This window comes from Pseudomonas sp. G5001 (assembly GCF_013385475.1).
Classification (GTDB): Bacteria; Pseudomonadota; Gammaproteobacteria; order Pseudomonadales; family Pseudomonadaceae; genus Aquipseudomonas.
In genome coordinates this window covers 110,276-123,605 of record NZ_JACAPZ010000020.1, presented here as the reverse complement: position 1 = coordinate 123,605, position 13,330 = coordinate 110,276, and the positions used below count along the sequence as shown (strand labels likewise).

Below are 13,330 nucleotides of genomic sequence, written 5' to 3'. Positions count from 1 at the left end.
GCGGTCGGAAAGTATGGCGAGCTTGCTGGCGAAAAACTCCAACGGTAACGCGGGTTACCTGATGCCACGCATTGGTCTAAATCCCCTCGTCCCAATCCCCCCCTCGCGCACACAAACGCTACTGAATCTCCCGACAAATTTGCACAGTTATTTCTGAACCAGAACACTAGAATAGGCACCTAATCTTTTTTAGAGTCCGAGCCCTATATGCCCGATCCGGTTGATGCCCTTGAGGCGTCAGACTTACCGCTGGACGAACTCGTGGCATGCCATGAGTGCGACTTGTTGATGCGCAAGCCGGAGCTTGCCCGCGGTGAAAAGGCCCAATGCCCACGCTGCGGCTACGAGCTGTACGCTCACCGCCACAACGTCGTTGAACGAAGCCTGGCGTTAGTGATTGCCGCGCTGCTGTTGTACGTCCCCGCGAACTTTTTACCCATCATGCAGCTCAATCTACTCGGGCAGTCCTCGCAGGACACCGTGTGGACCGGCGTGGTCGGTCTGTTCGACACCGGTATGCAAGGCGTCGCCGTGGTGGTGTTCCTCTGCAGCATGGGCATTCCATTGCTCAAGCTCCTGTGCCAACTGGCGGTATTGCTGAGCATCCGCTGGAACATCGGCCGTAGCTACGGTCTGCTGTTTTATCGCATCTACCATCATCTGAAAGACTGGGGGATGCTCGAGGTCTATCTGATGGGCGTGCTGGTGGCGATCGTAAAGCTGGCTGACATGGCCACTATCACCGTAGGGCTCGGTCTGGCCTGCTTCGTCAGTCTGTTAATGGTCCAGATATTGTTGGAGGTGGTGATGTCACCTCACCAGATCTGGGAAGCGCTGTCAGGAGAGGATGCTCATGCGGGCGATTGATGCGGGCATTCTGATCTGTACCGAATGCCACGAACTAAACAAACAAGACCCGGACACCGACGAGCAAACCTGCACCCGTTGCGGCGCGCTGGTCCACGCCCGTCGTCCGAACAGCCTGACGCGCACCTGGGCGCTGCTGATCACGGCAGCCATCTTGTACATCCCGGCCAATTTGTTGCCGATCATGACCGTAAGCTCCCTGGGCCAAGGCGATCCGAGCACCATCATGTCCGGCGTGATCCAGTTGATGCAGCACGGCATGTTCCCGATCGCCGCTGTAGTGTTCATCGCCAGCATTCTGGTGCCCACCTTCAAGCTGGTGGGCATCGGCTTGTTACTGTTCTCGGTGCAGCGTCACCAGCCACTTTCCGCGCAACAACGCATTATCATGTACCGCTTTATCGAGTTCATTGGCCGTTGGTCCATGCTGGATATCTTCGTGATTGCCATCCTGGTGGCGGTCGTAAACTTTGGGCGACTTGCCAGTGTCGAGGCCAATCTCGGTGCCGTGGCGTTCGCCAGTGTGGTGATCTTGACGATGCTTGCCGCAGTAACTTTTGATCCCCGACTGATTTGGGATAACACGGAGTCGGACGACGACCATGAGTGATTTGCCTAAGGCTAAAACCCGCCCAGCTTCCAACTGGTCGGCCATTTGGGTGCTGCCCCTGATTGCCCTGATCATCGGTGGCTGGTTGGGATGGCGTGCGTACAACCAGCAAGGTATCGAGATTCAGGTACGCTTTGAAAGCGGCGAAGGCATCCAGGCCAACAAGACCGAAGTGGTCTACAAAGGCATGTCCGTAGGTAAGGTGAAAACCCTGGCCCTGGATGACGAAGGTAACAATCGCGGGGTGATCGCCACCATCGAGATGAACAAGGATGTGGAGCAATACCTCAAGACCAACACCCGCTTCTGGCTGGTAAAGCCAAGTGTCAGCCTGGCCGGGATCACCGGCCTGGAAACCCTGGTCTCGGGTAACTACATCGCCGCCAGCCCAGGCGATGGTGAGCCGACGCGCAAGTTCAAGGCCCTGTCCGAAGAACCGCCTTTATCCGACGCCAAGCCCGGCCTGCACCTGACGATCAAAGCTGATCGCCTCGGCTCGCTGAACCGTGGCAGCCCGGTGTTCTACAAGCAGATCCAGGTCGGCCAGGTCAAAAGCTACCTGCTCTCCGAAGACCAGACCACCGTTGAAATCAAGGTCTACATCGAGCCGACCTACGCCAGCCTGGTGCGCAAACACACGCGTTTCTGGAACGCCAGCGGCATCAGCATCGACGCCAACCTTTCCGGCGTAAAAGTCCGCAGTGAATCCCTGGCCAGCATCGTTGCCGGCGGTATCGCCTTCGCCACGCCGGAGAACCGCAAGGACAGCCCACCGACGGACCCGAGCCTGCCGTTCCGCCTGTACGAAGACTTTGATGCAGCCGCCGCAGGTATCAAGGTCAAAGTCAAACTCACCGACTTCGAAGGTCTCCAGGCGGGTCGCACGCCGGTGATGTACAAAGGCATCCAGGTCGGTAGCTTGAAGACTCTGAAGATCGACCCGGATCTTTCCAGTGCCAATGCCGAACTGACCCTCGATCCACTGGCCGAAGACTACCTCGTCCAGGACACCCAATTCTGGGTAGTCAAGCCGTCCATCTCACTGGCCGGCATCACCGGGCTGGAAGCGTTGGTCAAAGGTAACTACATCGCCATCCGTCCCGGCGACAAGGGCACCGCGCCACAACGGGAGTACGTCGCCCGGGCCAAGGCGCCGCCACTGGACCTGCGTTCCCCCGGCCTGCACATGGTGCTCTTCACCGACAACCTCGGTTCCCTGGATGTCGGCAGCCCGATCCTCTACAAGCAGGTCAAGGTCGGTTCCGTGCAGAGCTACCAGTTCTCCCGCAAGAACAAGCAACTGGTGATCGGCGTCCATATCGAGAAAGAATACGAAGGCCTGGTCAATGGCTCGACCCGTTTCTGGAATGCCAGCGGCGTGACCCTGACCGGTGGGCTTACCGGCGGCATCCAGGTGAAAAGCGAATCCCTGGCCAGCCTGATGGCGGGCGGTATCGCCTTCGAAACCCCGGAGCCGAATGTGCCGCTGAAAAAGCGCATCCCGCGTTTCCGTCTGTTCCCGGATCGCGAAGCCGCCAACCAGCACGGTACGTTGGTGACCATCAAGGTCGACCGCGCCGATGGCCTGCGCCCGGGTACGCCAGTGCGCTTCAAGGGCCTGGACGTAGGCAAGATCGAAAGTGTCGACCTGAGCGCCGACATGCAATCGGTGCTGCTCAGCGCGCGTATCACCCAGGTGGCCGACCGCATCGCACGGGCCGGCAGTCAGTTCTGGGTGGTCAAGCCTGAACTGGGCCTGATGAAAACGTCGAACCTGGAAACCCTGGTGACCGGCCAGTACATCGAAGTACAGCCAGCGACCAAAAGCATCGGCCCACAGAAGAGTTTCGTCGCGCTGGACAAGCCGCCAGAAGCCGTTCATCAGGAGGAGGGCCTGAGCCTGGTACTCAGCGCCGCACGCCGTGGCTCGTTGAAGGAAGGCGTTCCGGTCACTTACCGCGAAGTCACCGTAGGCAAAGTTACCGGCTACGAGCTGGGCCAGACCGCCGACCGTGTGCTGGTTCACATCCTGATCGAGCCCAAGTACGCGCCTCTGGTGCGCAGTGGCAGCCGGTTCTGGAACACCAGCGGCTTCGGGCTCGACTTCGGCTTGTTCAAGGGCGCGACTGTTCGCACGGAGTCCCTGGAGACCCTGGTCGCCGGCGGCATCGCCTTTGCCACGCCGGACGGCGAGCGTATGGGCAACGCTGCACGGCCCCAGCAGACCTTCCCGCTGTTCGACAAATTTGAAGATGAATGGCTGACCTGGGCGCCTAAAATCCCACTCGGCAAATAGACCGAGGCGCGGCCTTCGCGAGCAAGCCCGCTCCCACATTTGACCCAGTTCCCATTGAAGGAACCCGATTGAATGTGGGAGCGGGCTTGCTCGCGAAGAGACCCTCAAGAACACATAAAAAAGGCCGCGATCCAGAAGATCGCGGCCTTTTTGCATTTCAGCGCAACTGATTAAACCTCATCCAGCTCCGGCTCATCCGCCTGCACATTCACCGTTGCCTTCACCACATCGTGACGACGGATGTACTTCCAGTCCGCCTCATCAATGTAGATCCCGTTCGGCCCGCTGCCGCCTTCCAGGTCGATTGCCACCTGGGCGGAAACCTGCGGCTTCACACTCGCCAGAATCGGCACGAAGCCCAGTTGCAAGCTGGTCTCCAGCAATGCCGCCTGGTTCTTCTCATCGATGTCCGCGGCTTCATCGAGGTAGTACGGCAGGCGCACACGACCGGCCTGGTCGCGGTCCATCAAGTGCAGCAACAAATACATGTTGGTCAGCGCCTTGATGGTCATGGTGGTGCCGTTGGAGGCGGCGCCATCGATGTCGGTGTGAATGATCGGCTGGCCGTTGACCTTGGTGATCTCGAACGCCAGTTCGAACAAGTCCTTGAGGCCCAACTGGTTATGGTTGGCCGCAACCAGGCGCGCCAGGTATTCCTTGGCTTCCTCGTTCTTGTTGTCTTGCTCGGCGCTCTGGCTCAGATCGAACACCGACAGGGTTTCGCCTTCTTCATACTGGCCGGCACTGTGGATGATCTGGTCGATATGCTTGAGGGCTTCCTTGTTCGGCGCGAGCACGATGCGGAAGCTCTGCAGGTTGGACACCTGGCGCTTGTTGATCTCACGGTTGAACAACGCCAACTGGTGCTCAAGGCTGTCGTAGTCGCTGCGGATATTGCGCAAGGTTCGCGCGATATCCGTGACCGCCGCCCGCCGGGCCTTGCCCAGGGTCAGCGCTTCATCGGTACGGTGCGCATAAGCGTTGATCAACAGATGCAGGCGGCGCTCCATATCGTCTTCACTGTCGAACTTGGCCACGCCCTTGAGGCGCACCTGTGCGTACAGCGCGTCGATCTGGCCATCAGCGCGCAGCAGGCCTTGCCAGCTGTCCTGGTAGTCATTGAGCAGCGGCAGCAGGTTGTCCATGGAGTCGTCGACCGGGTCCATGAACGGCGTACCAAACGGCAAGTCTGCCGGCAGCAACTGACGACGACGCAACGCGTCATCCAGGGTGCGCTGCTTGGCTTCCATATCACCAATCTGCCGGCCTACCAATTGCAGCTTGGCCGACAGTTGCTGGACGCGCTCGGTAAACGCATCGCTGGAGCGTTTCAATTCGTCCTGGGCCGCTTCCATCTGCGCCAGGCTTTCCAGCTTTTCGCCTTCCTCGGCGCTCAGGGTTTGTGCACGGCGGAAATCTTCCAGCGCCTTCTGCGCGTCCAGTACCTGTTGGTACAGCACTTCAGTCTGGGTCTTGCTCGCCGCGCGGTCGGCCGCCACGGCTTGCTGGGTTTTCAGTTGCTTGAGTTCTTTTTCCAGACGCTCTTTCTGGTCGCGCAACGCGGCGCGGTCAGCCAGTGCCTGCAACGCCGGTGGCTCGATGTGCGAGATGTCGATGGCCAGCCCCGGCACTTCAAAACGCTCGCCCTTGAAGCCATCAAGGATCTGCTCCAGGGATTTCACCCACAGGCCGTCCTCGTCCAGCGTGATGCCATGCTCACCCAGCGGCAAGCTGAACAGCGAACTGTTGAACAGGCGCATCAGACGCTCGACATCCTGCTGCGAGAATTCTTCCCGCAGCTTGGCGTAGCTGTTGTTGTCGGCGTGATCGAGTTGCTGCTTCACCGACTTCAGGCGTTTTTCCAGGTCCCGCAGACGTTCGTCCAGATCCTCGGCGCTGAACTGACGCGACTGCGCCAAGGCCCCGGCCAGTTCATCGTGAGCATCCTTGGCGGCCAGCAGTTGCTGCTCCAGCACCTTGACGTCATCCACCAGCGCGAAGCGGTGCTTGAGCACTGACAGCTCACCCAGCCAGCGCTGAATCCCGCTGATTTCCCGCTCCAGGCGCATCAGCTCCTGAGTGCCGCCGCGCTGGTCGTTCTGCAGCGAATCCTGCTCGTTGCGGTAATGCTCGGCCTGGATCGTCAGTTCTTCCTTGCGCGCACTGGCGTAGTCCGACCAGGTGCCCAGCAACGAATCCAGCAGCGGTGACAGGCGATGCAGTTTGCCCCGCAGAATGTCCCGCTGCTTCACGCCGTTGGCCAAGGCTTCTACCAGAGGGCCGGCAGCCACCAGCGAGTTGTAGTCCTGCTCCATGCGTCGTACATCGCGGAAGGCTTCTTCGCACGCCGCGATGTAATCGACACTGCCGGAACGCAGGCTGTGTTCGAACGCATCCAGAAACAGCTGCTTCAACTTGGCCGCGGTGATTTCCCGCATGTGCAGCAAATTGATAAACAGCGCGCGGAAGGTCTTCAGGCTCTGCTCGCTGGTGGAGCGCAGCGGAATCAGGGTCAGGTCCAGCGGGATCGACGTATGGCCGCCCACCAGCAAACGCCGCAGCTCATCGGGCTTGAGCTCATAGGCTTTCAGGCCTTCGCGCTCAAGGTTGGTGAACAGCTCTTTCTGGCGCAGGCAGGTGTCGTTCTTCTGGTAGTGCGCCAGGTCCAGCTTGCCGGCGTAGGCAAAGAACTGGTGACCGAAACCACCGCCCGGGCCGCGACCGACCACGCCGATCACGTGCGGGCCATGGGGAAGCGAGACTTCCACGAGGATGTAGCTGGTGTCGGTGGCAAAGTAGAAACGCCGGGATTGCTCCAGGGTGTACTTGCCGAAACTCATGTCCGACATGCGCGCCAGAATCGGGAACTGCAAGGCGTTGATCGACGCCGATTTGCCGAGGTTGTTCGCGCCGTACACCGACAGCGGTTCTTCCAGCGGGAACAAACCCAGGCTGTAACCGGCGGTGTTCAAAAGGGCGAAGCGGCGAATGCCGTAGCGTTCCTTGCTCATGCGTCGGTCTCCTGTTCTTCGGCAATGGCGCGGGCCAGGGCGTCTTCTTCGCTTTCTTCTGCAAAGTCACTCAAGTCCAGCGGGTCATCGGTCTTCAGCAGTTTTTCATCGCTGTCTTCGTCGATGATCACCGGGGCCGGCAACGGCAATACGCTGTGGATGCTCGCGGCCAGGTCGCGGTCTTGCTGGACCGAGAGGCACACATCGAGGAAGCGGTGCATCGGCGGCAGGAAGCGGTAGATGCCGTTCTCTTCACCGGCAAAACCCAGCTGGGTCATGCGGCGCATGATTTTTTCTTCCAGTTCCTCGACGGTCTGCACTTCGGCCTGGATAAACAGGTCGCGGTACTTTTCCAGCAACGACGGCAGTTCGTCACGGCCCAGGCTGCCACCGTCGAGCACGGCGATCGGGTCGCGGCCCTGGTCGGCCAGGTGCTCGACGATGATGAAGGTGAACAACGCCAGGCGCTGGGCGGTCTTGTTGACCTGCGCGGCGGCCACGGCCGAGTCCGGCACGAAGTAGTAGAAACCTCGCGTGTCGCACACCAACTCAAAGCCCAGGGCCTTGAACAACGTGCGGTACTGGTCCTGGAAGTTCGACAGTTGGGCGTACAGCTCCGGGTCGCGGCGGCTGACGTGGTAACCCTTGAACAGCTCGCGAAAGATCGGCGCCAGCTGGGACAGTTCGGATAGATCAAGATGCATGAGGGGTGCTCGCAGAATTCCCGGCCGTATCAATACTGGCTGGAAGCAGGGCGAATGAGCGCAGGCTGACCTGGTGCTCGTGAGTGTGGTAATCCCGTCGTTCCAGACGTTCACGCTTGAAGCGTTTTTCCCGCGACAGGCGTGAGAACCAGTACAGCAACTCGTCGGTTGCGCCGTCCGGTTCCTGCTCCAGCAGCCAGGTCATCAGGTCCGGCATCGGCAGCGCGTCTTCACAGCGCTCGAGCATTTCCTTGACCGTGCGCGGTGCGCGAGGGGCTTCGCCCTTGTGGGATTTATGCGCCTTGGGGAAACGCGCCGGCTTCGGTTCGAAGTTGGCCAGGGCGTACACGTAGGCTTCGACCTGGCTGGCACTGCCGAGAAAGGTGCTTTGCGGCCGGGTGAACATCGGCATCGCCGCTTGCGGCACCGCGTCCAGGCCCTTGCGGCGAATCGCCGACAAGGCCAGCGCCGCGCCCCGGGTCACGGCGTTGTGCCGGCGCGCTTCTTCCCGCAACGGCAGCAGCAGTTCCCGGGCGTGACGCAAGGTCAGTTGGGCGCTGGTCTGCATTTCGAGGATGCGCGCGTGGGTGCGCAGCAGCATGTCGTCGTCCACCAGGTGGCCGAGGCGCTGCTGCTCGGTGAGCATGCGCAACAGTACGTTTTCCACCTTGCGCACGCCTTGTTCGAAGGCGCCGTCGGCGTTCACCAGTTGAATCATCGGCTCGACGTATTCGTCCCAGGTCGCCAGTACTTCGGCGTAGCGCTGGCGCAACGGGATCTGCCGGTCGCTGGTCTTGGCGCGATCGGCCACGGCAGCGAGGGCCTGTTCGTCGTTGGCGAGTTTTTTCAGCACGTCGCGCACGCGCATGTCCAGCAGGCGCAATTGGCGCGCCAGGTCATGGCCGTCGCGGATGTCGAAGGCGTCCTGGATATAACCCGCCAGGCGCTCAAGGTGGCGCAGGTAGGCTTCGATTTCCAGGCACAGGCCTAGCCGGTGCTCCTTGCGAAGATACGCCAGGAAGTCGTGGATCTGTGCGTTGAGCTCGAAACGGTTCGGGCTCTTGGCGACAGGCACCAGGATATCCAGGCGAATCCACACGTCCAGCAGGCTGGTGATGTCCTGTGGCGTGCTGTCCAGTTGTTGGGCGGCCAGCTGGGCGCGCAGTTCGCTGAGGCTCAGGGTGCCTTGGTCGAAGTGTTCGCACAGTGGCTCAAGCAGGGCCCAGTGTTCGGCGAGGGCGCGCAAGACGCGCTTGGGTTCGATCATCGGAATGGCCGGCTGGTTAGCGATTAAAAGCAGCGATTGTACTGCATCGGGGGTGGGATTTATCCACAGCCGGTCGTGAGGCGCTCACCGGAACGATCAACTGCGGGCGATCTTCGTCGAAGGGCGGTAGAATCCCTGTTCTTTAGTTATCCACAAGTGGCCGACCTTTGCTTATCGAGTCCCGACGTCGCGCTTACTTGACCGCCATGCAGGTGGTCAACTGGCTGCCGCGCACTGAATTACCGTTCGCCGCCCCTTCGCGGCCCGAGCTGTTGGAGGCCCCGGAACCGTTCGAGGCTTTCGAGCCTTCGGGTGAGGAGGCGGCTGCTCCGGTGCCGCTGGTCAAGCCCGTGGCAGAAACCCCGGTGGTCCGGCCAAAGGTCGAAGTGCCGCGCCCGTCGCCGGTGGCGAAGCCGGTCGTCGCCGAAGAGGCGCCTGCCGTGGTCAAGGCTCCGGTCGTACCGCCGCCACGCTTTGCCCTGCAACTGCTGCGGGCCGGGCGTTGCCTGCTGCTGGTGGAGTTACCCACAGGCGAGCGCTTCCAGGCCCGCGACCCGGCCTATCTGCTGCTCAAGGACATGTTGCGCGCCGCCGGCCTGCCCGACAGTCCGCAAATCGTTGGCGAGCCGGTGCGCTGGCCGCTGCTGGCCCGGGGCACCATGGACCAGGGCCCGGAAGCTGCACGGGATTTTGTGCAAGGTTTTGTCTCGGCGCGCCTGGAAGACGAACCCTGCGTGTGCCTGTGGCTGATCGGCCTGCCCGCCGTGCGTTTTGCCGGCGAAGCGAATGCCGAGGCCTGGTACCGCGAACTGCAGGTCGAAGGCCTGGGCTCCGTCTGGGCCCTGCCGGGCCTGGAACTATTAATGGAAGAGCCACAGCGTAAGGCTGATGTCTGGCAAGCCATGCGCCGGCTGATGGCGCGCTGGAAAAGTACCGATGAGTGAAGCTTTATCCTTCCGCCCGATGACCGAGGCGGACCTCGACGCTGTACTGAAGATCGAATACGCAGCGTTCAGCCACCCCTGGACCCGCGGGATTTTTCTCGACGGGCTGGGCAAATACCAAATCTGGCTGATGTTCGAAGGTGAGCAGCAGGTGGGTCACGGGGTGGTGCAGATCATCCTCGATGAAGCGCATTTGCTGAACATCACCGTCAAGCCGGAAAACCAGGGCCGTGGCCTGGGCTTGAGCTTGCTGGAGCACCTGATGTCCCGGGCCTACGAGGCCAAGGCGCGGGAATGTTTCCTGGAAGTGCGCGACAGCAACACCGGCGCGTTCCGGCTGTACGAGCGTTATGGTTTCAACGAAATTGGCCGTCGGCGGGATTATTACCCCGCCGTCGGTGGCCGCGAAGATGCGGTCGTGATGGCCTGCACCCTGGTCGACTAAACACAGGGCCCAATGTGGGAGCGGGCTTGCTCGCGAAGGCGATGGTCCAGTCGCCAGATGTAATGACTGACACACCGCCTTCGCGAGCAAGCCCGCTCCCACATTCAGTTCGGCAGGGTGTCAGCGGTTGCCGTCTACTGGATCGATATCGGCCAACTCGGCCTCATCCAGGCCATTGCCGCCGCCGATCTCGTCTTCATCGACGATACTCAAATCGTAATCCGCCGGATGGTCTTCACCTGCTTCCTGCGCATCCCGCGCGCCATCCTCATGGATCAGCGTTTCCGGGCTCATGTCATCATCGGTTGAGTCATGATCGTCAGTGGAAGCACCGGTCATCCCGGCTTCGCGCACCCGTTCGTCGGGCATCAGGTGCTCACGCTCCCGAGGCGGAATTTCGTCGCCGATTTCCGCAGTCGGCTCCTCCTTGTCAAAATCCAGCTCGCGCATTTCGCCCATGCGATCTTCGTTGTCATCAATCGGTTCCGGCTGTGTAGCGCCGTAGGGACGTCGTGATTCAGTCATGGCGATTCCTCATACTGTGGGGCTTATAGTGTGTGGACAGGCATGGCTCCCCAAGATTCAAGAAATTGCCGCCGGCTATCTTTATTGCTGGCGTGACCCGGACGGGCGGTCGAGTGTCAAAACTGCGCATCATTCCTGAGGCTTTCCCTGATGAACGAACTACAAGACTTGCTTGATAACAACGAACGCTGGGCGGATGCGATCAAACAGGAAGATCCCGAATTCTTCGCCAAGCTCGCCCGCCAGCAAACCCCGGAATACCTGTGGATCGGCTGTTCCGACGCCCGGGTACCGGCCAACGAGATCGTCGGCATGCTGCCTGGCGACCTGTTTGTGCACCGCAACGTGGCCAACGTGGTATTGCACACCGACCTCAATTGCCTGTCGGTGATCCAGTACGCAGTCGACGTGCTCAAGGTCAAACACATCCTGGTGACCGGCCACTATGGCTGCGGTGGCGTACGCGCCTCGATGCAGGACAACCAGTTGGGCCTGATCGACGGCTGGCTGCGCACCATCCGTGACCTGTACTACGAAAACCGCGACGTACTGGCCCAGTTGCCCACGGAAGAGGAACGCGTAGACCGCCTGTGCGAACTGAACGTGATCCAGCAGGTGGCCAACGTCGGCCACACCAGCATCGTGCAGAACGCTTGGCACCGCGGGCAGAGCCTGTCGGTTCATGGCTGCATTTACGGGATCAAGGACGGCCGCTGGAAAAGCCTGAACACCACCATCAGTGGCTTCGAGCAACTGCCGCCGCAATACCGCCTGCGCCCGCTGGGTGCGGTCTAAGGGCTTTTGCGTTCGCGCCACTGCTCCATGAATTGCTGACCCTCGGGATTCAACGGCTCCTTCATGCCGGTGATCCAGCCCCGACAGTTGAGCTCGCCGCACTGGCAGCGAAACTGTCGGAACAATACGTCCTCGGTGTGGGCGTAATCCATGGTCAGCAGGGCGCCAGCGGGAATGGGTTGAACGGACCACAGTTCCAGGTACGTCATGTCGAGAAACGCGTTCGGGTTGCACGAGTGCGAAAGCAGGCCGCTGAACCACGGGTCGTACAAGTGGATACGCGAGGACATCTGCACCGTATGCAGGCGCCGCTCATTCAATGCGTAGCCGGACACCCTGGCTATGCACATACGGCTGTCAAAGGCGACGCGGGTCTTGATTCCGTCGCCTGAACCGTCTCGGGTACGCACCACTTCATAGTCGCGAGCGCGGGGGTAGCCGTGTTCGGCGAGGGCGGTCGCGAACGGGTAAAGACACTTGCTCACAGCGGTTTTAGCCTTGTCCATGGCTTGAGTTTTCATGACTCTCCAGGAGGGGCTGCATCGACCTGCCGGTGGTGTCTTGACTGCCAGTCTTGCAGCGGATGGGCGCGGCTCAAGACTCGCTTAAGTGGGAACCAATTTCTACTGTCAAATCTGACAGTAGAAATTGGCTATCTTTTATGTAGGAAAACGCCCTTCTTGCAGCCTGCTTCAGAGCGCCGGTGCTTCAATCGCCGGTTCTGGCACTGCGCTTTTCAATTGCCTCAGCTGGGTTTTGATCGCCGGCTGGGCACACTTGGCGTTCGCTTGATCGGGCGTCAGCTCGCGGATAGAGGTGTAGAACAGTTCGCAGGTCTGCTCCTTGCGCGTTACCTGCCAGGTGTTCATGCAGCCTTTGAGCTGCACATTCGGATCGCTGGCGGGCTTCTGGCCCATCGAGGCCTGCCAGCAGGCGGCGCTCAAGTCCTGGCCCATCACCTTCAAACCGGCCTCGTCGGCCTTTTGCTCGTCACCGTCGTAGGTGTCGGGGTTGGCGGCATACCAGATGTAGCTCGGGTGATTGGCACCCAGTACGGCGACCTGGCTCCCGACGGCCGGGCTGATTTGCGCCAGGCCCAGTACGGCAACGGTTTGCCCGTATTGCTGCTTGATCCAGCTGCGCACCGGCGCGCCGAAGGCCACCATCGGCAACGCGCCGCCCGCGTGCTGGCTCAGCTCCTTGACCATCCGGGTCTGATAGTCGGTGAAGTAACCGTACACACCTTCCAGGTCCTTGCCCGCCGTGGCAGGGGCGGCGATCGGGGCGATGTCGATGATGGTCTGGTATTCCGGCGTCTGGGTCGCCGGGATGCCGTTGGCCGTGAGCAAGGTCGCCCAGCGGTCGGTGGTGGCCGACTCCAGGTAGTCCTGGAAGTGGGTCAGGGAATAATCCGGCGGGAAGTGCAGCAGCTCGATGCTCTTGCGGTTTTCCAGGGCCATGCCCAGCGGCAGGAACAGGTACCAGTTGAACTGCCATTTGCCATCACCATTGAGTTTGCTGGCGCCCTGGTAAGCCAGGTCGGCGGTATCGAGCAAGGTGGTCAACGGCTGGCCATAACCGTCTGGCACACCGCTGAACGTGGCCAGCACCTGGTCATGCTCGGTTTTGACGCTGACTTTGCCCCGGCTGTAACCGTCGCGTTGCAGGCTCTGGTTCAGGTAGTGCTCGACGGTCTGTTCCAGCGTCCAGGGACGAAAACAGATGACGCTGCAATTGTTTGGGTACGCGAACAACTGGGTGACCCGTTGCGGGTTACCCAGCGGTACGGTGATGTCAGCCTGTACGACCGCACTCAAGGTCAGTGCGGCCAGGGTGAAGGACAACCTGGTGAGTTTGAACATGGAT

General features: G+C 60.8%; 12 protein-coding genes. 6 read left to right on the top strand and 6 right to left on the bottom strand.

Annotated elements, in window-relative coordinates:
* Positions 1 to 207 precede the first annotated feature (207 nt).
* Genes HX805_RS18605 through HX805_RS18595 form a run of 3 tightly spaced genes read left to right on the top strand, consistent with a single transcriptional unit; the run spans position 208 to position 3,773 of the window.
* Positions 208 to 867, top strand: coding sequence for a paraquat-inducible protein A (locus tag HX805_RS18605; RefSeq protein WP_177022667.1), 660 nt, complete (start codon positions 208 to 210; stop codon positions 865 to 867).
* A complete protein-coding gene (locus tag HX805_RS18600) occupies positions 854 to 1,477 on the top strand; it encodes a paraquat-inducible protein A (protein ID WP_003214366.1) in 624 nt (207 codons plus the stop codon). The genes HX805_RS18605 and HX805_RS18600 overlap by 14 nt, the downstream gene beginning before the upstream one ends.
* Entirely contained in the window at positions 1,470 to 3,773 is a 2,304-nt protein-coding gene (locus tag HX805_RS18595; RefSeq protein WP_003214369.1) for a PqiB family protein, read from the top strand. The genes HX805_RS18600 and HX805_RS18595 overlap by 8 nt, the downstream gene beginning before the upstream one ends.
* A gap of 170 nt (positions 3,774 to 3,943) precedes the next feature.
* On the opposite strand, the gene mksF is transcribed toward HX805_RS18595, so the two are convergent.
* Genes mksF through mksB form a run of 3 tightly spaced genes read right to left on the bottom strand, consistent with a single transcriptional unit; the run spans position 3,944 to position 8,755 of the window.
* Positions 3,944 to 6,784, bottom strand: coding sequence for an Mks condensin complex protein MksF (gene mksF / locus HX805_RS18590; protein WP_177117160.1), 2,841 nt, complete (start codon positions 6,782 to 6,784; stop codon positions 3,944 to 3,946).
* Complete coding sequence (gene mksE, locus HX805_RS18585; RefSeq protein WP_003214375.1) at positions 6,781 to 7,488, bottom strand: Mks condensin complex protein MksE; 708 nt, start codon at positions 7,486 to 7,488, stop codon at positions 6,781 to 6,783. Before mksE ends, mksF begins: the two co-directional genes overlap by 4 nt.
* Positions 7,478 to 8,755, bottom strand: coding sequence for an Mks condensin complex protein MksB (mksB, locus tag HX805_RS18580; RefSeq protein WP_003214377.1), 1,278 nt, complete (start codon positions 8,753 to 8,755; stop codon positions 7,478 to 7,480). Before mksB ends, mksE begins: the two co-directional genes overlap by 11 nt.
* 206 nt (positions 8,756 to 8,961) lie before the next feature.
* Between mksB and HX805_RS18575 the strand changes: the two genes are divergently transcribed.
* Both HX805_RS18575 and rimI read left to right on the top strand, forming a co-directional pair.
* Positions 8,962 to 9,699 (top strand): hypothetical protein, encoded by a 738-nt coding sequence (locus tag HX805_RS18575; RefSeq protein WP_003214379.1) that lies wholly within the window; start codon positions 8,962 to 8,964, stop codon positions 9,697 to 9,699.
* On the top strand, positions 9,692 to 10,144 hold the full coding sequence (gene rimI / locus HX805_RS18570; protein WP_003214382.1) for a ribosomal protein S18-alanine N-acetyltransferase: 453 nt from the start codon (positions 9,692 to 9,694) through the stop codon (positions 10,142 to 10,144). The genes HX805_RS18575 and rimI overlap by 8 nt, the downstream gene beginning before the upstream one ends.
* A 120-nt stretch (positions 10,145 to 10,264) precedes the next feature.
* Here rimI and HX805_RS18565 read toward each other — a convergent pair whose 3' ends face one another.
* A complete protein-coding gene (locus HX805_RS18565) occupies positions 10,265 to 10,669 on the bottom strand; it encodes a hypothetical protein (RefSeq protein WP_003214383.1) in 405 nt (134 codons plus the stop codon).
* Between the two features lie 150 nt (positions 10,670 to 10,819).
* Between HX805_RS18565 and can the strand changes: the two genes are divergently transcribed.
* The gene (gene can, locus HX805_RS18560) at positions 10,820 to 11,464 is read left to right on the top strand and encodes a carbonate dehydratase (protein WP_003214385.1); all 645 of its coding nucleotides are present in this window, start codon (positions 10,820 to 10,822) and stop codon (positions 11,462 to 11,464) included.
* Here the strand turns inward: can and HX805_RS18555 are convergent.
* Positions 11,461 to 11,985 carry an SET domain-containing protein-lysine N-methyltransferase gene (locus HX805_RS18555; protein WP_087693800.1) on the bottom strand — a complete coding sequence of 175 codons (525 nt, stop codon included), beginning with the start codon at positions 11,983 to 11,985 and terminating at the stop codon, positions 11,461 to 11,463. The genes can and HX805_RS18555 overlap by 4 nt on opposite strands.
* A gap of 171 nt (positions 11,986 to 12,156) precedes the next feature.
* Complete coding sequence (locus tag HX805_RS18550) at positions 12,157 to 13,326, bottom strand: hypothetical protein (RefSeq protein ID WP_177117159.1); 1,170 nt, start codon at positions 13,324 to 13,326, stop codon at positions 12,157 to 12,159.
* Positions 13,327 to 13,330 lie beyond the last annotated feature (4 nt).

Coding starts and splice junctions, on each gene's coding strand:
- HX805_RS18605 (WP_177022667.1), top strand. CDS start 208: ATGCCCGATCCGGTTGATGCCCTTGAGGCGTCAGACTTACCGCTGGAC.
- HX805_RS18600 (WP_003214366.1), top strand. CDS start 854: ATGCGGGCGATTGATGCGGGCATTCTGATCTGTACCGAATGCCACGAA.
- HX805_RS18595 (WP_003214369.1), top strand. CDS start 1,470: ATGAGTGATTTGCCTAAGGCTAAAACCCGCCCAGCTTCCAACTGGTCG.
- mksF (WP_177117160.1), bottom strand. CDS start 6,784: ATGAGCAAGGAACGCTACGGCATTCGCCGCTTCGCCCTTTTGAACACC.
- mksE (WP_003214375.1), bottom strand. CDS start 7,488: ATGCATCTTGATCTATCCGAACTGTCCCAGCTGGCGCCGATCTTTCGC.
- mksB (WP_003214377.1), bottom strand. CDS start 8,755: ATGATCGAACCCAAGCGCGTCTTGCGCGCCCTCGCCGAACACTGGGCC.
- HX805_RS18575 (WP_003214379.1), top strand. CDS start 8,962: ATGCAGGTGGTCAACTGGCTGCCGCGCACTGAATTACCGTTCGCCGCC.
- rimI (WP_003214382.1), top strand. CDS start 9,692: ATGAGTGAAGCTTTATCCTTCCGCCCGATGACCGAGGCGGACCTCGAC.
- HX805_RS18565 (WP_003214383.1), bottom strand. CDS start 10,669: ATGACTGAATCACGACGTCCCTACGGCGCTACACAGCCGGAACCGATT.
- can (WP_003214385.1), top strand. CDS start 10,820: ATGAACGAACTACAAGACTTGCTTGATAACAACGAACGCTGGGCGGAT.
- HX805_RS18555 (WP_087693800.1), bottom strand. CDS start 11,985: ATGAAAACTCAAGCCATGGACAAGGCTAAAACCGCTGTGAGCAAGTGT.
- HX805_RS18550 (WP_177117159.1), bottom strand. CDS start 13,326: ATGTTCAAACTCACCAGGTTGTCCTTCACCCTGGCCGCACTGACCTTG.